Here is a 23,100-nt window from a genome sequence, read left to right as displayed (position 1 = left end):
CATTACTTTGTCCCTTGATTCTGCTGAATGAGGAGACTTGAAAAATATTTCCTTGCATTCGGATTTTTTATCAGAATTGTTTCGGTAATATTTCCATTAGGATGTAAAAATCCGACCGAATCCCCATTTAAGTGTTCTTTAACCCCGTTAATAAGATATCCCTTTTGAATGAAAAAATCGATTTTGTCTCTTTCATCTAGAAATTGTTGATACTCTGACATCTTATCCCTCCTACTCAAATGGCAGAAAACACAATCCATATTCATTTATTAAATTCAATAATGTACACATTATCCCCTCTGAATTTTCAAATAATTCAAAAAGAGCAATTGCTTAGTCGGACAAGCAATTGCAAGAGTTGTTCAATCGACATTAGATTGATGTAAATTGTTTTCTTTAGATTGATAATGTTTCATTTTGATTGATTGGGGTATTGACACTGTATTTTGCTCTTTTCAAATATTGCCCTGAACCTGGTTTGCCGACAAACTGCTTTTCACGTACCACAAATTCACCGCGAGATAAAACAGAAACCGGTTCTCCAATCACCTTCATACCTTCAAACGCATTATAATCAACTGCCATATGATGGGTTTCTGCCGAAATTACCCGTTCTGAATTCGGATCAAAAATAACAATGTCTGCATCTGATCCAACTGAAATGGTCCCTTTTTTCGGGAATAAACCAAACAACTTCGCAGCACGGGTCGAGGTAATGTCGACAAACTGATTTAAACTAATCCGCCCCTTCTTAACACCTTCAGAAAACAGAATAGATAGGCGATCTTCAATAATCGGCCCGCCGTTTGGTATTTTCGTAAAATCATCGCGTCCTAAATCCTTTTGTCCTTTAAAATCAAAGGAGCATTGATCAGACCCGAGGGTTTGGAGCTGTCCGCTTTTCAACGCATTCCAAAGGACATCTTGATTCCATTTTTCTCTCAATGGAGGAGACCAAACATATTTGGCACCTTCAAAATTTGGTTTTTCCAAATAGCTTTGATCTAGGACCAAATATTGCGGACATGTTTCACCCCAAATATCAAAACCTTTACTACGTGCTTCGGCAATCCTTTCAACGGCATCTGCACAGGATACGTGAACCACGTATAATTGAGAGTTTGCGAGCCCTGTCAGACTGGCAGCACGACCTGTTGCTTCACCTTCTAATTCAGGTGGTCTTGTCAGTGCATGATATATAGGTTCAGTTTTTCCCTCTTCAATGGCTTTTTTCGTTAAATAATCGATAACATCACCATTCTCTGCATGCACCATGACTAAAGCACCGTGTTCTTTTGCAGAGACAAGTGTTTTGAATAATGTTTCATCATCAGCTTGGAAGACATGTTTGTAGGCCATAAATACTTTAAAGGAAGTAATTCCTTCTTCATTAATGACCTGTGGAAGTTCCTTAAGAACATCCTCGTTGATTTCCGAAATCATTAGGTGGAAGCCATAATCAATTACTGATTTTTCACGTGATTTTTCATGCCAAGTTTGGATAGCATTTTTTAAAGGTTCTCCTTTATTGGTTAAGCAAAAGTCAATGACAGTTGTTGTTCCTCCAAAAGCCGCTCCGATGGTTCCTGATTCAAAATCATCCTTTGTCACTGTTCCGCCAAATGGCATATCTAAGTGAGTATGGGGATCAATTCCTCCGGGGAGAACAAGACAGCCCTTTGCATCGATCACTTCAGCACCAATAGCTGATAGGGTCGTTCCTATCTGAGTAACCTTTCCATCTTCAATTAATATTTCTGCCTGGAATGTATCTGCAGCCGTTACAATCGTACCGTTCTTAATTAGCTTCTTCATCGTTTATACCCTCCTCAAATTATCTTTTTATATCTATCTTACATTCTGCTCCCATTTTCAGTGCAGCCTGACGCTGATTCCACGTCATCGGAGGCAGCTCACTTGGCACTTCAATCATGTCGATTGCTCCGTCAACAGGACAGACGATCGAACACAAGTTACAGCCGACGCAATCTTCTTCACGAACCTTCAAATAGCTCTTTCCATTAGCATCTGTCAGCATGTCAATACATTGATGTGATGTATCTTCACAGGCAATATGGCACTTATTACAGTTAATACAAACATCGGTATTGATTTTGGCAACAATATTATAGTTAAGGTCCAAATTACCCCAATCAGAGTATCTGGAGACAGACTTCCCGATAATTTCCGAAACTGAAGCAATTCCCTTACTATCTAAATAATTACTAAGTCCTTCAATCATGTCTTCGACAATGCGAAAACCGTGATGCATCGCCGCCGTACAGATCTGAACACCGGTTGCACCCATCAATAAAAATTCAACCGCATCCTGCCAATTGGAAATTCCGCCGATACCCGAGATTGGAACATTGATTCTGGCGTTCCTTGCACATTCAGCCACCATATTTAAGGCAATTGGTTTAACTGCCGGTCCACAATAGCCACCGTGAGCACCCTTTCCGGCGACATGTGGAATCGTATTCCAGGAATCAAGATCTACACCTGCTAAACTATTGATTGTATTAATCATACTGATAGCATCTGCACCGCCCTTGACGGCTGCTTCAGCAGTTGCTGTAATATCGGTAATATTCGGTGTTAATTTGACAATTACAGGTGTTTTGGCAACTTCTTTAACCCAGAAGGTTTGCCGTTCTACAAGTGCCGGCACTTGACCGGAAGCTGAACCCATTCCCCGCTCAGCCATACCGTGTGGACAGCCAAAATTTAATTCGAGTCCGTCAACACCGACATCTTCGACCCGTTTAACAATTTCATGCCATTTTTCTTCCTTTGGTTCAACCATTAACGAAGCGATGATCACATGGTTTGGAAAACGCTTTTTTGTTTCATAGATTTCTTTTAAATTGACATCTAATGGCCGGTCGGTGATGAGTTCGATATTATTGAAACCGGCAACTCTTTGACCGTTAAAGCTCACAGCGGCAAACCTTGAGGATACATTCAAAATTGGGTCCCCTAATGTTTTCCAAACCGCTCCTCCCCAGCCGGCTTCAAAAGCTCTTTGCACTTGATAGCCTGAATTGGTCGGAGGTGCTGAGGCAAGCCAAAACGGATTAGGAGATTTAATACCTGCAAGATTAATCCTTAAATCAGCCATCTCTTTTTCTCTCCTTTGTTAGAAGATTGATAGATTTTTAAACAGTTCCCACCGCACTGTACTGCCGATGAATCGCATAGGCAGCTTTTTTCCCTTGATGTGCTGCCGTGACGACCATGGCGTCTCCTTTGCCCTTGCCGAAAACTATGTCACCGCAAGCAAAGATTTTCGGGTTAGAGGATTGCAAGGTCTCCCGGTCCACTTGAACCACTCCGTAAGTATGTGAAAGACCTAATGACTCGATTAATTCCAAATGTCTAGTTTGTCCTATGGCTTTGACAACAGCATCAGCAGGAATTACGTACTCGGATCCCTCTATTGCTACAGGACTCCTGCGTCCATCCTTTTCAGGTTCACCGAGTTTCATTTTGATGCACTCAATACCGGTGACTTTACCTGATGAATCACCGATAATTCTTTTTGGTACTGTTAACCAGCGGAATTCGACACCATCCTGCTTAGCAAATTCATATTCAAAGTCATAGGCTGTCATTTCCTCTTCCGTTCTTCGATATAGGATTTTTACATTTTCGGCTCCTAAGCGAACCGAACAGGTAGCACCATCAATAGCCGTATTTCCGGCACCAATTACGACAACATGCTTACCAACAAAAGCCTCTGATAGCTGCCCGCTTTTTGTTGCTTTTACAAATTCGATCGCATCATAAACACCATCTAAATTTTCACCCTCGATACCAAGGCTCGGAACATGGGCCATACCCGCAGCCAAGACAATATGATCGAAGTTTTCCAGTAAGGAATCAGTTGATACATCTCTTCCGACCAACGTGTTTGTCTTAATCTTTACATTCAGATTTTCAACTTGTGCAACTTCCCAGAAGGAAATGGCCTGCGGCAATCTGAAAGAAACAATACCATATGTGTTTAACCCACCGCACTTTTCAGCTGCTTCGAAAATCGTTACCTCATATCCTAATCTTGCAAGCTCTCTCGCAGCTGATAATCCTGCAGGACCGCCGCCAATGACTGCCACTTTCCTTCCATTGGATTCCCCTGGTTGAAACAAATTTTGTTCATTTTTTATCGCCCAGTCTGTGGCATACCGTTGCAGGTTGCCAATCATAATTGGCTTTGTTGAATGATTTAAGACACATGCTCCTTCACATAGCTCCTCTGTCGGGCAAACTCTCGAACAGCTGGCACCGACTGGATTTGAAGACATAATTGTTTTGGCAGATCCAAGTAAATTTCCTGAGGCAATCTTTTTAATAAATGTTGGGATATCAATTCCTGTTGGACAGGCCTTGATACATGGGGCGTCATAACAATAAAGGCATCGATTGGATTCTTCAACTGCTTCCTGTTTGGTTAGACCCTGTTCCACCTCTTGAAAGTTCTTTTCAAGATTGGATAAGGAAATACGCGGCATTTTTTCATTAGCCAAAAAGAAACCCTCCTTTTATTGAATGATAGTTAGGTTTAATGAATTCCCATAAATATAGTTATAAACAAAGATGTAAGCGCTTAACTAAAAAATGGTGACGAAAAAATGCTATAATAGAATGGGTACCAGTCCTCCTTTAGGAAATTTATGTATTTTACAGAAAATTCTGCATCTAATTTAAATTTTACAGGTCAAATATAGTCAATACATTATACAACCTGTAAAATGATGCGAGCGTTTGATTATCCGGTATGTAAAGTGGATTTATAATTACTTAAATAAAGAAATTAAAGTCGTAATGGTGGAATAAATTATTTTTATTACTATTCGGAAGGTAAAAAATTTCATGATCAGTGAGGAGAAAAGCTTTCTTGTACAATTTTCTGAATCCTTTTTTAATTTAACACAATGATACAAAAAAAATTGTAAAATTATATCGAATGGTTAATTTTTCTTACATCCTTTTTTAAACTTTATTAATAATCTTTAAATAGCAGTGGTTCTGTTTAAAGAAAACCTACAACTCCACTCACAAATAATGAAACAAATTTTAGAACTTCTCGACATAATCCAACAAACAGACAATAGAATAGTAAAAAAACAGCATACCTTTTAGGTACACTGTTTTTGATGTTTTCTTTAATAAATCAGATCATTTATAATATTTAGCTAACTCAATGATCATAGCTCCCATTCTTTCATTTTCCGGAGCCAGTACTCTTTCAATGCCCTCTTCTTTTAGTGCTTCTGCAGTCACTTTCCCTACAGCTACTGCTAAGACGTTTTCCTTAAAAGATTTGACAATTTCAGAAATAAATCCTTGTTCCCTTGCATATTCAAAAAGGGAACGAACTTGTGTAGCTGTAGTAAAACATACAGCATCACATTCATTCGATAAAAGTTCTTCACATAATTTACAAACTGTAGCTGTTTCAGGAGCAATATGCTGATAAGGGAGAATCTTTTGTACAGATGCTCCCTGGTCCTCTAGGTATTTGGTCAATAAAGGAGCTGATTCGCCATGTAGCTGAATCATGATTTTTTTCCCTGCAAAATCAACATTTTCAAGTGAATGCATTAATCCTTTTGTTGTCCCGTCCTCATCTACTGCAACCGGACTAATCTCTAATTTCTTAAGTACAGCAAGGGATTTATAACCTCTTGATGCTACGTTAGCTTTACGAATAACTTGCAAAAACTGCTCTTCAATTCCCAACTTTACCGCTATATTTACCAATGTTTCAATTCCAACTCCGGTTGTAAAAATGACCCAATCTGCTCCCTCTTCGACAAATTTAACTAGATCGGGTTCAACTTCCGAATCGGCTAAAAAAACTGTCCCTTGAAGAGGACGAACAAGTGGAACTCCGCCTTGTTTTTCAATTAACGTACTTATTTCTTCAATTTTTCGTGAACCGCCAATTACAATTCGTTTCCCTGCCAACCCTTTTTCCATCACAATACCTCTCTATCAAATATGATTTATCCTACTATCATATAATCTAATCTTTGAAGATAAAAGATAAAAAACAATATTTCGACAATAAAATAAAAATCGCAAAATTGCATCTGAATGAATATAAATAAAATAGGTGCTAAATGTGCATCCTCTAGTTAAATCTTCATGGAATGAATTCATTTTCCTTGGACATACTGATTATGTCATCTTTTGTTAGGATATGTAATTTATGACAAGGAGGAACTATTATGACTTATGAAAACCAATTCAGTAACTTTATAAATGAACTTTCCATTCAAACAAAAATGGAAAATATCTGGAGTAACACCTGTGGATCATGGCAGAATTGCAACGAGACTAACATTCAATCATTTTTAGCACAATGCCTGGAATATAATATCGATCCACAATTCTGCATGAGCTGGGTTGAAAAGCATCAGGATCAAATTCCTAACTGGCAGGCCGTATCTCATACCTCACTTGGATGGGTAAATCAACATACTTCAACAGGTTCGGCGATTTCGATTACAGAAGATGAGTTGAGTTAACCGTGGAGAGCCAATAGCTCTCCTTTTAAAATTTACAAAACAAGCTGTGATTGAATTAACTTAAAAAGCTTTTCTAAACCATCAAGGAGTCTCGGTGATGGTCGGCAGAATAATTCCTCTTCAAGAATGAGAATCCGGTTATCATTTGTAAAGTTTAACCTTTCATAACCAGGTCTCTTCGTAATAATTCCTTTCAGAACTTTTTCTTTTTTAACACCTACCCATGCCAGGCAAATATAATCCGGCTTCCGATTCAACACATTTTCCCAATCCGTTTGTACACTCGCCAACTCAACATCTGCAAAAACATTGATTCCTCCTGCCGCCTCGGATACTTCCGTCAACCAGTTGGTTTTACCAGGTGTAAAAATCGGCTTTGGCCACCACTCCCAATAAAGACGGGGCCTCCTTCCACTATTTTCACCTTGTTGTTTTATAGCATTGAGCCGTATACGAAACTCCTTTGCCGCTTGTAAACCACGATCCGCCACACCAAGTATTTCAGCTATTTTTATCAAATCCTGCTCAATATCAAGAAGTGATTGCGGATTTAAGACGATATGCGGAATTCCTCGTTCCTTCAAGGCTAAGACATTTTTCTCCATACCTGGAACACTTAATGAGGCAAGAACCATGTCCGGTTTTAATTGCTCTACTAAATCCATATTAATCGATAAATCCGGACCTAATCTCGGCAGGCCGGTAATGGACTCCGGCCAATCCGAAAAATCATCAACCCCTACCAAAAGCCCGGTTAATCCTAAATATTCAATCATTTCCGTATTGCTGGGGCATAAGGATAAAACTCTCATTATCTCACCTATTTCCAATATGGATTTTTACGCTTCCATTGCCTCAACAAGCTGAAATAAAAACCGATAAATTAACTGGTAAGCCTCATTTAATGATATTTCTTCATTAAACCCCTGAACAAAATTTAGATCAAAGTTCACATTCCACAAACCATCCTCAGAACTAAACATTAATTCAAAATTTCCGCTGTCTCCGGCTAAAGCAGTATTAAGATATCCTTTTAACGATTCACCATATTTCTTCTGCATCCTCAAGCCTAACATCACATCATAGGTCCCGAAAACATCATCAACTTCTAATGACACAGCCTCCACACCAAGCAATTCAAACCAATTAGATTCTACGTAAATAAATTCATTCTTATGTTTTTTTAAGTATGTAATAGGGTGATTTAAAAACGAAGCAGTCTCATTTGCAAGCAAATTTTCTGATTCCTTATCACATCGCTCTATATAAGCGTCTGCAAAACGGGAACCTGGATCTTTTTCGGTTACAAGTTCTGTATCATTTGGGATTAACCCATGTTTTACGGCATACTCTTTTTCCTCTTTAAAAATTTCAACCTTCTCCCCTTTTAGATAAGTATTTGAAATAAATTGTTGCATTTGTTTATGGAACATTACAGAATTCCTCCTTTATATCAGTTCATTTTCACCGTTTTTCTAAAAAAATTCAAGTTTTCTACACAAATTAAACAGGAACCATCCAAAAGCGGATGGTTCCCGACACCTTCTAATTTTCCGCCAATTTAGGCGTAACTTTATTACCTGCTTGTTTTTCCATTGGGTCTTCAGCTTGCTTCGAGCGCTTAATAAAGAAAGCAAGGATTAAGGCAACACTGGAAATTCCAACTGCCACTAGGAATGAATCGTTTATCCCTTCGAGCATCGCTTTCATCGTAATTTGATGCTTCATCTCAGCAAGAACGGCCGGTGTTGGTTTCCCCGTTAAATGCTTCATTGCTGATGCAGCTATATCGGTTGCATGTGTTTTCGTACGATTCGACATAATCGTTATCAATAAGGCTGATCCAATAGCTCCGGAAACCTGCTGCAACGTATTGTTCATTGCTGTACCATGTGGATAATAACGGGCCGGCAATTGGTTTAACCCATTTGTCATCACAGGCATCATGACCATCGACATCCCAAACATCCGGGCTGAGTATAAAATTATTAATTGTGTGTATGAGGTATCAAGAGATAATTTACTGAAAAAATAAGTTGTAATCGTAGTAATTGATAAGCCAATAATCGCTAATACACGACCGCCAAACTTATCAAATAATTTTCCTGTAATTGGGGACATGATGCCCATTAAAAGTGAACCCGGCAACATCAATAATCCGGAATGGAGTGTTGAAATCCCGCGAATTGTTTGTACATAAATTGGCAATAACAGCATTCCGGAAAATAAGGCCATAGAAATAACAATCGAAATGGCTGATGATAAAGCAAACATCGGGTATTTATAAACCTTGAAATTAAGCATTGGTTTTTCAAGCTTTGATTGACGGATAATAAATGAAACCAAAGAAATAGCCCCTACAATAATGGTGACATATACTTGAGGGCTATCCCAGCCCTTACTTCCTGCAGAACTAAATCCATATAGCAAACCGCCAAAGCCTACGCTTGATAATAAAAGTGAAAATAAATCAAGACGAATATCGACTTTATCCTTTTTATCTTTAAGCAAGAATAAACCAATTAATAAGACAATAACAGCAATCGGCGCCACTAAATGGAATAACATTCTCCAGTCATAATGTTCAAGAAGCCAGCCGGATAATGTCGGTCCAATTGCCGGTGCAAAAATAAACACCAAACCGAAAAGTCCCATTACTCCGCCGCGTTTTTCAACCGGGAATCCAGTTAACATCACATTCATTAATAACGGCATCATGATAGCTGATCCAGATGCCTGAATCATCCTAGCCACTAATAATACAGAAAAGTGAGGTGCAAAACCGGCAAGAATGGTTCCCACAGTAAACAGACTAATGGCCGTTAAAAATAATCGTCGAACCGAATATTTTTGAATCAAAAATGCGGTTGATGGAATCATAACCCCATTCACCAGCATATAGCCTGTTGACAGCCATTGAGCGGTCGATGCTGAAATATTCAAATCCTTCATAATCGTTGGAAGAGCAACGTTCAGAAGTGTTTCGTTTAACATTGATATAAAGGCCCCGATTAACAGGATCGCAATAATCCCGTATGGCGGACGATCAGTTTTCGAAATAGAATGATCCATTATAATTCCCCCTATAAACTCTCAGTTCATTTTTTTGTACTGATATTTCATACAGACAATATCATATACCAGGGGTTCAATTTTTGCAATCAAAAAAAGCCTGTTATTTACTGGATTTGAATTAAATTATTAAATAGGGTACTATAATTTTATACAGTTAGTCTAATAATAAGTAAAGGTGAATGTGATGAACGACCGGAAACAGCATGTAATAGGTATGGCCCATCAATTATTTATCGAAAAAGGATTTCAAGCCACGTCCATTCAGGATATTTTAGAATATAGCGGGATTTCTAAAGGAACCTTTTATAATTATTTTTCATCTAAGAACGAATTATTAATAGCCATTTTTAAAACAATTTTCAAAAAAATGGATAAAGAGCGGGATGAATTACTAATAGGAAAAGACAAATCAGATATCGAGATTTTTGTTAAACAAATGGAATTGCAAATGAAGTCGAACAAAAAAAATAAATTATTTACCCTTTTTGAAGAAGTAATGTTTTCGAATGACGAGGACCTTAAACAATTCATTAAACGTGGACATTTTATGATGCTCCGCTGGTTATACAACCGATTTATTGACATTTTCGGGGAAAGTAAAAAACCATTTTTATTAGATTGTGCCATTATGTTTATGGGAATCTTACATCAAAACCTTCATTTCAAATATATGGCGAATGGTTCAGGCGTTAAAATTATCCAGGTGGTCCGTTATAGTGTTGATCGGATCATAAAAATCGTTGACGAGGTAACGGAAGCAGGGGAGCAATTGGTAGAACCGGAGCTTTTAGATATTTGGCTGCCGGATTGCCGGAAAAACAATCAAGAGTTTCAACTGAAATTAATTAACACCGTTCTATCATTGAAAAAGACTCTTACCAATGACGAAGAGCAAGCAAAATATATAGAGCTGCTTGATTTTATTCAAGAAGAGCTTCAGCACTCCAAAACACCAAGAAAATTTTTAATTAATAGTTCCCTATTATCTTTAAAAGCCAATCAAGCAGAACTGTGGAAAAAAGAACTTCAAATACTTGAAAAAATAATTGAATCTTATTTCAAACAATTAGATGAAACAAATGCCTAATCAATGTATTGCGGATTAGGTTTTTTTACAAAAGGGGCAGCGTCAGGAAAACGCGTTACAACGTTTAGGATAGTCCAATATTAAAAAGCCCAATTCCTCAGTATTTAAATAGAGAAAATTGGGCTTTATCTCGTTCCTCTTTTAGATACCTTGGTTTCTACACCCAAAGTATTAACTAAAGACCGGCTCTTTTTCGCTTAAACCAAGCGTCAGTGCTGTTGAAGTATGAATTTCGTGCAGAAGCTCAGGGTTTTCCATTAGTGATACGCCATAAGAAGGAATCATTTCTTTGATTTTCTTTTCCCACTCTTTCATTTGTTGCGGGAAGCATTTTTTGATTACTTCAAGCATAACGTGAACGGCAGTAGAAGCACCCGGAGAAGCGCCTAGTAATGCTGCAATCGAGCCATCAGCTGCAGTAATCACTTCCGTACCAAATTGAAGCGTTCCTTTGCCGCCAGCTTCCGTATCTTTGATAACCTGCACACGTTGGCCCGCTACTACTATATCCCAATCCTCGCTTTTGGCGTTCGGGATAAACTCACGTAACTCTTCCATGCGCTGTTCTTTCGATAACATCACTTGCTGAATCAGGTATTTTGTCAATGACATCTCTTTTGCGCCTGCCGCCAACATCGTTAAGACATTATTCGGTTTTACGGAAGTTACTAAATCGAACATGGAACCAGTTTTTAAGAACTTTGGTGAGAAGCCGGCAAATGGTCCAAATAGCAACGATTTTTTATTGTCAATAAATCTTGTGTCAAGATGCGGAACAGACATCGGCGGAGCACCAACCTTAGCTTTACCGTATACTTTTGCATGATGCTGCGCTACAACATCCGGATTATTACACACCATAAATATTCCGCTTACCGGGAATCCTCCAATATGTTTTCCTTCAGGAATACCTGATTTTTGCAGTAAATGCAGGCTACCTCCCCCGCCTCCGATAAAGACGAATTTTGCAGTATGGCGTTCGACAGTACCGCTATCGTGATTTCGCACTATCAATTCCCACAAGCCCTCGCTAGTACGTTTCATATTCATAACACTATGCTGGTATTTTATCTCGACGTTTTTACACTTTAAGTGGTCAAACAACATGCGTGTTAAAGCACCAAAGTTGACATCCGTTCCAGAGTCGATCTTTGTAGCCGCAATTGGTTCATTCAATGTACGGCCTTCCATTATAAGCGGAATCCATTCCGTCAGTTTATCATGGTCGTCGGAAAATTCCATCCCTTTGAATAAGGGATTGTTTGAGAGCGCTTCAAAACGTTTCTTTAAAAAAGTGACATTTTGTTCCCCTTGAACTAAACTCATATGAGGTAATGGCATGATAAAGTTCTGCGGATTACGTATCAGATTTCTGTTTACAAGATAAGACCAAAACTGCCTTGAAACCTGAAACTGTTCATTAATTTTTATAGCTTTGCTAATATCTATGGATCCGTCCGTTTTTTCGACGGTGTAGTTAAGCTCGCACAGTGCCGCATGCCCCGTTCCCGCATTATTCCATTCGTTAGAGCTTTCCTCTCCTGCGTTTGCGAGCTTCTCAAACACTGTAATTTTCCAGTTCGGAACTAATTCTTTCAGCAGTGACCCCAAAGTCGCACTCATGATTCCGGCACCAATTAAGATAACGTCTGTTTTAGTTTGTCTGTTGCTCATTTTTCCCATCCTTATCCCCTAGTTTGCAGCAAGGATATAGGCGCTCCCGCTTAGGCGTCACAGCAAGCCAGGGAGCGACCTAGTCACACACCTTTTCTGCATCAATTATACCTCATTAATAGTATATCACTATTCAATTATAACTCATTAATAGTATATCACTATTCAGTTATAATTTAATAATAGTATATAACTATTATTTATAGATTAAAATATTTATTTACTATTCCAGGGATATCCTTATGGACGAGGGAAAATTTAATTTAAAAGCAGGTTCATTCCAAGATGCTGCTAATGCGGTCAAAAAAGAAAAGCAATTTATCCAGCCGGATGCACCTAAAATTGCGTCAGTCTCTTCAGATAATGAAGTTTTTCAAGACCGGAATAAAGAGTTAATGAAGCAAATAATGAAATTAATCTATAGTAAACTGTATCTTCGGTTAAGATTCAAGGGTAAGTGTTTATATATATTTCTATAATGCTGTGTATCGACTTTAAAATTTACTGACAATTGGAAATTAAAAGGTTATGAGGAGACCATACAACATGTATTATTAAACAAGTTATGCAATATATATATTGTATAACTTGTGATATTATTTTATAATTTATGAACACAATACATATCTTCGGAGGATATTCAAGGCTTACAAATACAGGTAATACTTTAAAATGTACATCTTGAGAAATAACCAACAAAATTTTCTTTTGGAGGAATTTAATGTGGGTTTAAGTATTGAACAACTATCAGAAACTCGTCAAATGATCCTTCGTACCCTTAAACTTGATGGACCAACTACGATTGCGGAGCTTTCTTCTCGACTGGAGATGACGCGCGAAGCCATCCGACAACACCTTATACAGCTTGAAAATGAAGGGTGGATTGGGCGGTATTTGAAAAGAGATTCAGGTAACGGCGGAGGTCGTCCTTCGACGTGTTATTGTCTCACATCTGAAGGGGATCACTTATTTCCAAAGCACTATGATTCTCTTACCTTAGAAGTCCTTGACACCGTTGCTGGTCAGCTCGGACCCGAAGCTTTAACACAGGTGCTATCTAGAATGACGGATGCACGAGTAGAAGAGTGGGAAACACGTCTGCAAGGATTGAGCTTAGCCAAACGTGTAGAAGCTCTTAAGGAAATTTATTTGGAGGATGACGCCTTTATGGAGGTGGATCATTCGGGAGACCGACTTACCTTGATTGAACGAAATTGTCCGTTCCTTAATGTTGCCAAACGCCGTCCAGTACTTTGTAGTGTGACTGTGTCGGCCCTTACTCGTTTACTAGGCTATAAAGTCCTACGTGAAGAACGTTTACAAAATGGGGATGGACGTTGTGTCTTTCGGGTATTGCTGAACGAGCCCATTGAGGAAGGCTCTTTTAATTTCACGTTAGAATCTTAGTTTTGAGTCAGAATTTCATAGGTACAATTTATATCTAAAAAGACGGAGAGGTAAACAAAATGGCTATTGATACACGAATTTTAATTACAAAGGAATTTCCCAATTTAAAAGATCTAGATAAAAAAAATACCCAGGCAGAGCGTTTCATGGACGGAGTTAAAGACTTAATCGAATTATGTGGGGATGATCCTGACCGTGACGGTTTACTAGAAACGCCTTTTCGGGTATTCAAGGCATTCCTTGAATATACGGAAGGATATCGTGAAGATCCCTCAACACACCTTGAAAAAACATTTGATGTTTCCCACCAGGAACTTGTTCTTGTAAAAGATATAGAGTTTCATTCCGTATGTGAGCATCATTTTGCACCATTTTTCGGTGTGGCCCACGTTGGGTATATTCCAAATAAGAAAATAACAGGTCTGTCCAAAATTGCACGGATGGTTGAAGGATATGCGAAAAGATTTCAGGTCCAAGAACGACTCACAACGCAAATCTCTGATGCAATTGAAGATACTCTTAAGCCAAAAGGAACGATGGTCGTTATCGATGCAAAACATATGTGTATGTGTGGAAGAGGCATTAAAAAAACCAGTGCATCCACAACTACTTCTTCTGTTCGGGGGGTATTTGCGAATCAATCGGACGCACGAGCAGAGTTTTTGTCCTTACTTCATAGATAAAATGGATTTTTGAAATGCAATTGTAAATATCCAAAAATGAAGAATTTGAATAGCTGATAGATTTTATTTTTTTTTAAAAATGCATTTTTCAGATGAAGTTCTATTAATTTAATCCAGTACAACATGAAGGTGGTTAACAATGAAAAAAGTTGGATTAGTCATGAGAAAAATACAATATACCGAGTCCCAAGGACCTCGGGTCTTTGCGGATCGATTAAAGCAAATCTGCAAAGAATTCGGTGTGGACATTGTTTTTATATCACCCGATCGCCATGTTAGCGGATATGATTGGATTCCGGGCTATGAGCATGAAAAAGGTGATTTAGTAAACTATGATATTGTTTTGGATAAGATCAACTCGGAAAACATTGATCATGTTATCTATACTGTTTCAGGATTTACCTATTTAAAAATGTTCATTAAAAATAGCGTTCTATTCCCACATAGCTTTCCGGATCCAGCCTTAACCGGTTATGAAATGATGAAGCCGTTTTATCAAATAGTTGATAAGGCGATTGTACAAACAGAATTTCTTAAACGTGAATTAGACACAAAATTTGGCGTAAAAGACGTAACAGTTATTCCCATTGGTTTTAATGAAAGTTTAGCAGAGAAGTATTTTGATCCTTCACAAATCGTAGATAATCGTGTACTTTGGATTGGAAGGGATGAAGAAAATAGACGTCCTGATCTTGTTTTTGAGTATGCGCATCAAAATCCGGATAAAGAAGTGTTTATGGTTTTTGGCGGTTTACGTTATAAAGAAAGTATAAAAAGGTATAAAATACCCGGAAATGTCAATTTGCAATTTGCTTTAACACAAGACGAAATATTTTCTCTTATGAACACTGCAAAAGTATATTGGAGTAGTTCAAAATTCGATACTTTTTCCATGCCCCTATCAGAAGCTTTAGCAATGGGGAAAATTGTCGTTAAACCTGAACATCCCTGTTACGATCATATAAGTTCAAAACACACTTTTTCCGGTAATGATAAGAACTGGTTTGAGCTTGTAAACATGGCTGCAGCTTCATCAAAAAGGTTTTCTTTTGAAAATCGGCAATATGCTTTTGAGAATTTTTCTAGTAAAGTCATGAAGCAAGGCTATAGGGATTTCTTTGATCAATGGTTTAGTAATAGTGGTAAGCCAGAAGCAGAATTGTCGGTATCCTATAGTCGTTAAATGGGAGTCGGCGACAGAACTAGACAAGGTGGTCAAGGAACAGCAGCCCACCAACTAAACGCGGATTTACAACGTTAAGGATATTCCAGTATTAAAAACTGACGCTACCCAATAGAAAAAAGTGCGGAAATGAATCCGCACTTCATTTAATTTATTGGACAATCATTAATTCCCCATATCCAGGTACATTTGTGTTTCCTGTAAAAGGAATTGCTGCAGCAACCAAAAGTCCCGCAATCATACCCATTTGAATTTTCCTACCGGCTTTTTTCATTTTCTTAAACTTAACCATAACGCATCAGCATCTCTCCCGTATATTTTTTATAATGAACCGTTTGATGAGCAGTTGGTTCAAATATGTAAAATAGGGATTCATTACAATTAATATTATAATATATTTCTTTTAAAGAACCAATATGTTCTTTATAAAGATTTTCCTTTATTTAATTAACATTATTCTCACAGTGTTAACTTTTGAATTAACAGAAATGCTTTTTTCAAAATAATTAATTTTGTAAAAACAAAAAAACGTTCCCATATTAGAAGGAACGCACAATTTCTTAAACATATATAAGTTTCTTATTGATTTCCCACCGTACATAAATCACCTCCCAGTAATTTAACGCATTAATATACTAATCAATGACATGAACAGTGCAGATGTAATCATGGCGATGCTTCCCATAGCTCCCTCCAGTTCACCCCACTCAAATGCGCGGTTTGCCCCGATTGCTTGGGCAGATGTTCCTAATGCAAGACCTTTGGCAATCCCGCTTTTGATCCGAATGAATTTAAAAAGAAATGGTCCGGAAAGAAGAGAAAATATAGCGGAAATGAAGACAAACATGACTGTAAGAGATGGAATTCCTCCCATTGACTGAGAAATGCTCAAGGCAATAGGAGCGGTGACCGATTTTGGTATAAGAGAAAACATCATTTCTTGATTCAAGTGCAGCGCCTTGTTCAACAGCACTATAGATGCGACACCCGCTAAAGTACCTGGAATAACTGCCCAAACAATGAGGAAAAAGTATTTTTTAATAATTCTTATCTGTTTATATAAGGGAACAGCTAATGAAACAGTCGCTGTTCCCAAAAGCAGTGAGAAAATTCCAGTGCCGGAGGAATAACGGGCAAAGTCTAAATGAAAGAGAAGAAGCAGACAAATAATGAATACTGTAACAGAATATAATGGATTAAGCCAAGCCTTGTTAAATCTCTGAAAGACCCTTAATCCGATCAAATAGCTCAAAAAAGTAACTACTGTACATAAAAGGACATTATTTATTAATGTCTCCATTTTGATGCCTCCTTTTTCTTTTGGTTTCAAAAAACTCCGCACTATAAGCCGTTACAAAAAGGACAAACAAACTGCTTGTTGCCAAAATAATCGCTAGTTTTATTCCTTCAATCCGAAAAATTCCGGCATAATGCCATACTCCTACTGCAAAAGGAATAAAGAGAAGCGTAATATGTTTGATATGCAACTGTGCTATCCTTTCCACCCACTTTAATTTACACACTCCCGACAACAAGGCAATAAATAATATAGCCATACCGACGATGCTCCCAGGGACAGGCAGTTTCAACCATATCACGAGTTGATTACCGATAAAATAAACAAATAGGATTGTGAAAAACTGAGCAATAATACGAACCAACCGGCTCTCACCTCCTTTAATGAATTGCCCTCACCTGTTCTCTTTTCCTAGCAACCAAGTAGACATCGATATTCTTTAAAGTAAGTATGGCATACCAGAAAATAATTTTCTGTAAACTTGTAAGGATATCTAACTTGAATTTCAATGGAGAAAAAATCATTAGCAATAAAAATATCTCCTCTGCCGGAATGGCAAAGGAGATACCAGAACACTTATTCGGTTCTTAAAAAAGTACCCGGCATGACAACCGCTACAACTTCACCTCGGGCACAAAGCACCTCATTAGCAAATACCTCAGTTTCCACTTTAAACTTTTTTGGATGAATCTCGGTTACGGCTCCGATTGCCTTTAATGCGACACCAGACGGGGTTGGTTTAACAAATTCAACCTTTAATGAAGCGGTTACAAAACGAGGCGGCTCCGCACCATCACCTACTTCGTGTCCATTCTTTCGGTGCAGTGCAAGTGAAGCCGATCCTGTACCATGACAATCAATTAGAGAAGCAATAATTCCCCCATAAACAAAACCCGGGAGCGCCATATGCCTTTGATCAGGTGAAAAAATCGTTACTGTCTGCTCCCCATGCCAACCGGTTCGAAAATGATGTCCTTCTTCATTTAAACGGCCGCAGCCGTAGCACCAGGCAAAATCATCCGGATACTCATCTTGAATTGCTTTATGTACCATTTCTTCCATCGTCTCTCCCCCTTTTCTGAATAGTATAACATATTGGCTCGAAAATGTGCTTCTTCTAAAAACTAGTTAACCGGATAGTTAGTGAGTTGGAAAACCAGTATAAAAGACTACATTTTCCTTTTTATGTATGAAGCTTGATTAAATATTTACGACCTAAAAATTAAAAAAGCCCTACTTTTTCTTTACATATGTAGGGATTTTTGATATTCTATGACATTGATTTTGGATTTTAGAGATGCTCCCAATTTTATAATTAATAGGGAACTCTTGGTGTTTATATTTAACTCTAAAAATCCCTCTTTGGACTATGCTGCTTCCGATATTATCCTACTAATTCAAAAGCTGCCTCTTTTACTGTATTCGAATTGGTACCTATATAAACTTTGAACTCCCCTTCCTCTGATTTAAAGCTCATGTCAGCAGTATAAAATCTTAAATCCTCTTATGTTATTGTGAATGTTACTTTCGTAGATTCACCGGGATTCAAATATATTTTTTTAAAACCTTTAAGTTCTTTTACAGGACGTACAACACTCCCGTACAGATCCTGAATATAAAGCTGTACGACTTCCCCACCGGACTTGTTCCCGGCATTGGTCACAATAACACTTGCTTTAATTTCATCAGCATTTGTCATTTGATGCTTATCCAGTTCAATTTCGGAATAAGAAATGGACGTATAGCTTAAACCGTAACCGAAAGGATAAAGAGGTTCATTCGGACCATCAAGGTACTTTGATATATATTTTTCATTTTGATTTTTCTCTGTTAATGGTCTGCCGGTTTTGAAATGGTTGTAATAAACAGGTACCTGCCCCGTTTTGTATGGGAAGCTCATCGTTAGCTTTCCTGAAGGATTATAATCGCCAAAAAGCACATCAGCAATAGCATGACCGGCTTCAGAACCTAAAAACCACGTTTCAACAATGGCATCCACATTTTTTTCAAACCATTCTAGAATCAGCGGACGTCCGTTTGTTAAAACAAGTTTTGTACACTGCAAAAATATAAATTTTTTCCTTCTTTTCTTTCTTGTTTTCTATCTAAAAGTTAATCTATAATCAATGTACAGAAAGTTATATATCTTTTAGACGGGAGTAATCAAAGATGGGTGAACTTGTTGGATACGCGAGGGCGAGCACCTTAGATCAGGATTATTCCTTACAAGTTGAAGGTAGCCTTATTATTTAACTCCAAAGTAGATGTCATTGGATTTTTTTGAAGGAACTTAGCATAGTAATAGGTTAAAGATGTCCCTTGAATAACATCACCATTATCAATCGGTAAGGTGTAATTAACCTTTTGTTTCTCTTGTTTTAAAATGTTTGCGATCTTTCCGAAGCCTGAATTTGTTTCTTTATTATTTCTAAAGTTGATCGGAAAGACATTTCCGGGAATATCACTCGTTTCCAAGATCACGACTTTACATCGTTTTTCTGCAGTATTCATAGTTTCACTTACTAAATAATGATAAATATAAGTTTACATCTTATTTACAAAATGCTAACAATCCGCACTAATCATTCCTTTTATCCCCAAATTAACATAAAAAAATAGAGCCTGCTCTATTAAGGTTCAGAGAACAAGCTCCATTTCTTTGATTCTAATCTTTTTTATCTAAATGATTGTTTTTTCCCGACATTGACTGTAATGCTTTTCGAAATTCATCATCATTTATTTTTTTCTCCACTTGGTTTACATTGTTATTTTTATTTGTTTCTGTAAACGATTGAAGGGCTTTTCGATATGCTTGATCATTCATTTTATCGGATGTTTCATTCTCGGCGTTTTCTGATTTTTTCTCTTCAAGTTTAATGGGGTCAGCAGGTTCCAATGTTTTAACTTTATTATTATTCTGACTATCCACTTCGATGCTTTCCCGAGCTCCTTTTATAGTCTTTTCCGATGACACAGCATTTACGTTGATCATGGTTAACACCACTATCGCAATAATAGCAATGACAATAAAAGAGATGATTGCTGCCATTATTGATCATCTCTTTCTTTCGAAAACGTTTTTGAAACCATGGCAACCCTTTCTCCCAGGGCTTTTCCAAGTTCTATTCCTTCATGAGGAATAAGCTCTGAGCCTTCAATGGGACATGTTATTCCAACCCCATAATAAGATCCATAAAGGGCATTTTCGGGAATATTTCCTGGCAATCCTACAATGATCATTCCTTGGTGAAGCATCGGTGTAATCAGATTAAGCAAGGTAGCTTCTAATCCGCCGTGGGTGGTTGCAGTTGTGCAAAAAACATCACCAACCTTGTTAATAAGCTTTCCTTCAGCCCATAAATAACCAAGTCGATCAATCCAATTCTTCAATCCAGAACTGATCGTTCCAAAATGGACCGGGCATCCCCATATAATTGCATCCATTTCAGCAAGTTTATATACATCAGCATGCTCCACGTGATCAAGATATACTTCCGCACTATCGATTTTTTTTGCACCTTCTGCGACGGACTCCGCAAGGGCTTTTGTATGTTCTCCTTCGCTATCATAAACGACATAGATTTTCATCGTGTATTTTCACCCCATATTGTATTGTATTTTATTCCAGAAAAAATCATTTCAACAAACTTTAATTAAAAAATGAATCCCCTAATTGGAATCAAATAGGGGAGATCATTTAATGAAGCTAGTATGACCATGATTAAATTGAAATTTTAATCTCTGCATTCATACCAGGCAATACTTTAGAGGATGGATTTTGAATAGAGATTTTTACTGGGACTTTTTGAGTTACTTTTGTGTAATTTCCACTTGAATTTTCAGAAGGAAGTGCTGAGAACACAGAATTTGTAGCATAACCAATTTCTTGAATCGTACCATTAAAAGTAGTTCCAGAATCTCCGTCAACAGTAATATCGACGCTATCTCCAACCTCAATATTTTTTATATCTGTTTCCTTAATGTTCGCAGTAATATATAGATTCTTCATATCAGCCGTCTCCGCTAAAACCTGGCCTGCTTGAACCATTTCATTCATTTTAGCTTCATTTTTAATGACGGTCCCTGCTTCCATTGTGTTAACTGGAAGAGCTTGTTTACCATCTGATACATTGCCCACAGCTTCCGTTTCGGTAACATTATTACCCTCTTTTATATTCCAGTTCGTTAATACGCCGGAAGCTGGTGCGACTACCTGCATTATATCAGCAGATACGACCGCATCATCTGTTTGCACAAAATTATTGTTTTCATAGAAGAAAAATGCTCCACCAGCAATTAATCCAACAATGACCACAAGCCCTATAATGTTAATTAAGATAAGGCGTCCTTTACTCACGTTTATCTCTCCCCTGTTCAATTTAGCTATTTTTTTATTCCATCACGCAGAAGCGTCTTCTATTTTTTCTCTTGTGGGGCAGGCAAAAACATCCTTTTTGACTTTTGAACAAGTGATCTGCCTTTTCCCGTAGCAATTTTTCCAATGGAAGCAATCATCATGATTACAGCTAAGACTAGCAATAAAGTAAACAAATTATGATAGGCTCCCAAAATGGCTGATTTTTTTGCGTTGGCTACAAGTTCAAATGAAGCCATATTCTTAGCCTTTGTTAAAGATAGGCCGTTCTCGATAAAATGTTTAATTAACTTTGTCATTTCCCATTTGAATTCTGGGTCATTTAAATCTAAATGTCCTCTTATTCCTTCGTAATTATTGGCATTTTGTGTTGTTAAAAACCAGCCAATCATCGGTGAAATAATCGCACCTAAAAAGTTTCGAATCGAATGCAACGTAACAGATCTCATTGATGCCTGATGGAGATCACCAGCAAGTGCTGTTCCTAAGGCTCCTGATACAAGTGTCATACTTATTCCCCCGCCTAGGCAGGCTACTTGGAAATAAAGTGATGATAAAGATGTCTCCGCTCCAATGACTCTCCACTGAATACTGACATAAATAACTACCAGCGAGCCAATTAAGCCAAGAACCCCAGCGCCTAATTTATCATAAAGAATCGTTTTTAGAATGGCAGTCACGACAATTCCGACAAAGAACCAAAAATAAAAATGAGATAAATACAAGAATGGAAGATTCATATTATTCCTTAAAAATCCGTTTATCCCGGCAATCGCAACGATTAACGAAATATGGGAAGCGACAGCCATGATGGTTCCGGAAATGGGTTTAGGTGCTTTTAATGTGGCAAAAGGTACCAATGGCGTCTCTGCCTTAAGATCAACATAAACAAACAACAGGAGCAAAATAAATGCGATCACAAAAAAAGGCCACACATACTGGGAGGAAAACCCTTTTTGATATAAATTACATAAAGGATAAGCGAGGACAATCATCGTGAGGGTTAACAAAAATACCCCCGTTTTGTCGACTGGTTTATGCTCATGTTTTTCCTTTTCGTCTTTTGGCAACCCAAAAAAACCAATGATTAAGCATAATAAAGATGAAATCACATTTAGTAAGAATAGCCAGCGCCAGGCATCAGTTCGCAATGAGATGGAACCAAATAAAGCGCCGATTGCACTTGCGCCAAACAGACCAGTAATAACCATAAACAAAAAAGTGTTCCTGATTTTGTTTGGAAATGACCTTAGGCTGGCCGGCAGAATGGTTAAAAAGATCATCCCGGCACTTAAGCCCTGTATGATTCTCCCGATGATAAAGATGATTAATCCCGGTGAAATGACACTGATAATGGAGCCGCACAAAAAGATAAAGACAAATGTTAAGTAATTTCTTTTTAAACCGAATCGTCTTGTCAGTACCGGCCCAAGTGGAACTCCCAATGCAAATGCTAAATTGGATAGAGTTGATGGCATAAGCAGGTTACTAGAATCCAGATGAAGCCCATTTTGGATAATACCCTGATTTAAAATATAGGAAAGATTTGAAAAGTACTGAGATCCTATACCGAATATCGTTAAGATCGAGATAATCAAATATTGGGGGACAGGCACCTTCTCTGTCTCTGATGAAGATGTATTTATCTGTTGACTCATCTTCTTCCTCCTTTCATTAAGTAATCATTTTATTTATCGAATAGCAACATACTCAAATAAGGTGTTTATTATAAAAGAAGCAAATTTGTATTGTCACGTTTTGTATGTTGCACAATACAAGTTGTATT

Annotated in this window: 25 protein-coding genes; 6 read left to right on the top strand and 19 right to left on the bottom strand. The window is 37.7% G+C overall.

What is annotated here, in order from left to right; genetic code table 11:
- Positions 1 to 2 precede the first annotated feature (2 nt).
- The 5 genes from AC3ANV_RS11770 to AC3ANV_RS11750 form a co-directional block, all read right to left on the bottom strand.
- Positions 3 to 221, bottom strand: a complete 219-nt coding sequence (locus AC3ANV_RS11770) for a hypothetical protein (protein WP_488313767.1) — start codon at positions 219 to 221, stop codon at positions 3 to 5.
- Positions 222 to 396: 175 nt separating this feature from the next.
- Positions 397 to 1,815, bottom strand: a complete 1,419-nt coding sequence (hydA, locus tag AC3ANV_RS11765) for a dihydropyrimidinase (RefSeq protein WP_488313766.1) — start codon at positions 1,813 to 1,815, stop codon at positions 397 to 399.
- Between the two features lie 19 nt (positions 1,816 to 1,834).
- Positions 1,835 to 3,121 (bottom strand): NAD-dependent dihydropyrimidine dehydrogenase subunit PreA, encoded by a 1,287-nt coding sequence (gene preA, locus AC3ANV_RS11760; protein ID WP_488313765.1) that lies wholly within the window; start codon positions 3,119 to 3,121, stop codon positions 1,835 to 1,837.
- Positions 3,122 to 3,158: 37 nt separating this feature from the next.
- Positions 3,159 to 4,511, bottom strand: coding sequence for an NAD(P)-dependent oxidoreductase (locus tag AC3ANV_RS11755; RefSeq protein ID WP_488314192.1), 1,353 nt, complete (start codon positions 4,509 to 4,511; stop codon positions 3,159 to 3,161).
- Positions 4,512 to 5,178: 667 nt separating this feature from the next.
- Positions 5,179 to 5,982: a uroporphyrinogen-III synthase gene (locus tag AC3ANV_RS11750; protein WP_488313764.1), complete on the bottom strand. Its 804-nt coding sequence runs from the start codon at positions 5,980 to 5,982 to the stop codon at positions 5,179 to 5,181.
- 251 nt (positions 5,983 to 6,233) lie between these two features.
- Here AC3ANV_RS11750 and AC3ANV_RS11745 point away from each other — a divergent pair, with 251 nt between their 5' ends.
- Positions 6,234 to 6,533 carry a hypothetical protein gene (locus AC3ANV_RS11745; protein WP_488313763.1) on the top strand — a complete coding sequence of 100 codons (300 nt, stop codon included), beginning with the start codon at positions 6,234 to 6,236 and terminating at the stop codon, positions 6,531 to 6,533.
- Positions 6,534 to 6,565: 32 nt separating this feature from the next.
- On the opposite strand, the gene AC3ANV_RS11740 is transcribed toward AC3ANV_RS11745, so the two are convergent.
- From AC3ANV_RS11740 to AC3ANV_RS11730, 3 genes are all read right to left on the bottom strand, one after another.
- Positions 6,566 to 7,345 (bottom strand): cobalamin-binding protein, encoded by a 780-nt coding sequence (locus tag AC3ANV_RS11740; protein ID WP_488313762.1) that lies wholly within the window; start codon positions 7,343 to 7,345, stop codon positions 6,566 to 6,568.
- Between the two features lie 27 nt (positions 7,346 to 7,372).
- Complete coding sequence (locus AC3ANV_RS11735) at positions 7,373 to 7,966, bottom strand: branched-chain amino acid aminotransferase (RefSeq protein WP_488313761.1); 594 nt, start codon at positions 7,964 to 7,966, stop codon at positions 7,373 to 7,375.
- A 112-nt stretch (positions 7,967 to 8,078) separates the two neighbouring features.
- Complete coding sequence (locus AC3ANV_RS11730; protein ID WP_488313760.1) at positions 8,079 to 9,605, bottom strand: DHA2 family efflux MFS transporter permease subunit; 1,527 nt, start codon at positions 9,603 to 9,605, stop codon at positions 8,079 to 8,081.
- Between the two features lie 187 nt (positions 9,606 to 9,792).
- On the opposite strand from AC3ANV_RS11730, the gene AC3ANV_RS11725 reads away from it, so the two are divergent.
- The gene (locus AC3ANV_RS11725) at positions 9,793 to 10,695 is read left to right on the top strand and encodes a TetR/AcrR family transcriptional regulator (RefSeq protein WP_488313759.1); all 903 of its coding nucleotides are present in this window, start codon (positions 9,793 to 9,795) and stop codon (positions 10,693 to 10,695) included.
- Positions 10,696 to 10,866: 171 nt separating this feature from the next.
- On the opposite strand, the gene AC3ANV_RS11720 is transcribed toward AC3ANV_RS11725, so the two are convergent.
- Positions 10,867 to 12,369, bottom strand: coding sequence for a malate:quinone oxidoreductase (locus AC3ANV_RS11720; protein ID WP_488313758.1), 1,503 nt, complete (start codon positions 12,367 to 12,369; stop codon positions 10,867 to 10,869).
- 242 nt (positions 12,370 to 12,611) lie between these two features.
- Here AC3ANV_RS11720 and AC3ANV_RS11715 point away from each other — a divergent pair, with 242 nt between their 5' ends.
- The 4 genes from AC3ANV_RS11715 to AC3ANV_RS11700 all read left to right on the top strand — a co-directional run bounded on the left by AC3ANV_RS11715 (position 12,612) and on the right by AC3ANV_RS11700 (position 15,642).
- Positions 12,612 to 12,848: a hypothetical protein gene (locus AC3ANV_RS11715; protein ID WP_488313757.1), complete on the top strand. Its 237-nt coding sequence runs from the start codon at positions 12,612 to 12,614 to the stop codon at positions 12,846 to 12,848.
- Positions 12,849 to 13,041: 193 nt separating this feature from the next.
- The gene (locus tag AC3ANV_RS11710) at positions 13,042 to 13,776 is read left to right on the top strand and encodes a helix-turn-helix transcriptional regulator (RefSeq protein ID WP_488313756.1); all 735 of its coding nucleotides are present in this window, start codon (positions 13,042 to 13,044) and stop codon (positions 13,774 to 13,776) included.
- Positions 13,777 to 13,835: 59 nt separating this feature from the next.
- Positions 13,836 to 14,459, top strand: a complete 624-nt coding sequence (gene folE, locus AC3ANV_RS11705) for a GTP cyclohydrolase I FolE (RefSeq protein ID WP_488313755.1) — start codon at positions 13,836 to 13,838, stop codon at positions 14,457 to 14,459.
- A 139-nt stretch (positions 14,460 to 14,598) separates the two neighbouring features.
- Complete coding sequence (locus AC3ANV_RS11700; RefSeq protein WP_488313754.1) at positions 14,599 to 15,642, top strand: glycosyltransferase; 1,044 nt, start codon at positions 14,599 to 14,601, stop codon at positions 15,640 to 15,642.
- A gap of 151 nt (positions 15,643 to 15,793) precedes the next feature.
- Here the strand turns inward: AC3ANV_RS11700 and AC3ANV_RS11695 are convergent, their stop codons facing one another.
- From AC3ANV_RS11695 to AC3ANV_RS11650, 10 genes are all read right to left on the bottom strand, one after another.
- On the bottom strand, positions 15,794 to 15,934 hold the full coding sequence (locus AC3ANV_RS11695; RefSeq protein WP_488313753.1) for a hypothetical protein: 141 nt from the start codon (positions 15,932 to 15,934) through the stop codon (positions 15,794 to 15,796).
- A gap of 327 nt (positions 15,935 to 16,261) precedes the next feature.
- Positions 16,262 to 16,942 (bottom strand): LrgB family protein, encoded by a 681-nt coding sequence (locus AC3ANV_RS11690; protein WP_488313752.1) that lies wholly within the window; start codon positions 16,940 to 16,942, stop codon positions 16,262 to 16,264.
- Positions 16,923 to 17,303 (bottom strand): CidA/LrgA family protein, encoded by a 381-nt coding sequence (locus AC3ANV_RS11685; protein WP_488313751.1) that lies wholly within the window; start codon positions 17,301 to 17,303, stop codon positions 16,923 to 16,925. Before AC3ANV_RS11685 ends, AC3ANV_RS11690 begins: the two co-directional genes overlap by 20 nt.
- Before the next feature lie 212 nt (positions 17,304 to 17,515).
- A complete protein-coding gene (locus AC3ANV_RS11680; RefSeq protein WP_488313750.1) occupies positions 17,516 to 18,001 on the bottom strand; it encodes a PaaI family thioesterase in 486 nt (161 codons plus the stop codon).
- Positions 18,002 to 18,443: 442 nt separating this feature from the next.
- Positions 18,444 to 19,004: a glycoside hydrolase family 3 C-terminal domain-containing protein gene (locus tag AC3ANV_RS11675; protein ID WP_488313749.1), complete on the bottom strand. Its 561-nt coding sequence runs from the start codon at positions 19,002 to 19,004 to the stop codon at positions 18,444 to 18,446.
- A 158-nt stretch (positions 19,005 to 19,162) separates the two neighbouring features.
- The gene (locus tag AC3ANV_RS11670; protein ID WP_488313748.1) at positions 19,163 to 19,450 is read right to left on the bottom strand and encodes a hypothetical protein; all 288 of its coding nucleotides are present in this window, start codon (positions 19,448 to 19,450) and stop codon (positions 19,163 to 19,165) included.
- A gap of 154 nt (positions 19,451 to 19,604) precedes the next feature.
- Positions 19,605 to 19,988 carry a hypothetical protein gene (locus AC3ANV_RS11665; protein WP_488313747.1) on the bottom strand — a complete coding sequence of 128 codons (384 nt, stop codon included), beginning with the start codon at positions 19,986 to 19,988 and terminating at the stop codon, positions 19,605 to 19,607.
- On the bottom strand, positions 19,988 to 20,527 hold the full coding sequence (locus AC3ANV_RS11660; protein ID WP_488313746.1) for an NAD(P)H-dependent oxidoreductase: 540 nt from the start codon (positions 20,525 to 20,527) through the stop codon (positions 19,988 to 19,990). Before AC3ANV_RS11660 ends, AC3ANV_RS11665 begins: the two co-directional genes overlap by 1 nt.
- A gap of 133 nt (positions 20,528 to 20,660) precedes the next feature.
- Entirely contained in the window at positions 20,661 to 21,296 is a 636-nt protein-coding gene (locus AC3ANV_RS11655; protein WP_488313745.1) for a biotin/lipoyl-containing protein, read from the bottom strand.
- A gap of 59 nt (positions 21,297 to 21,355) precedes the next feature.
- Entirely contained in the window at positions 21,356 to 22,972 is a 1,617-nt protein-coding gene (locus AC3ANV_RS11650) for an MFS transporter (RefSeq protein WP_488313744.1), read from the bottom strand.
- Between the last annotated feature and the right edge of the window lie 128 nt (positions 22,973 to 23,100).

Source organism: Neobacillus sp. DFD-2R, from assembly GCF_057747865.1.
This window is presented reverse-complemented; position numbering and strand designations above follow the sequence as displayed.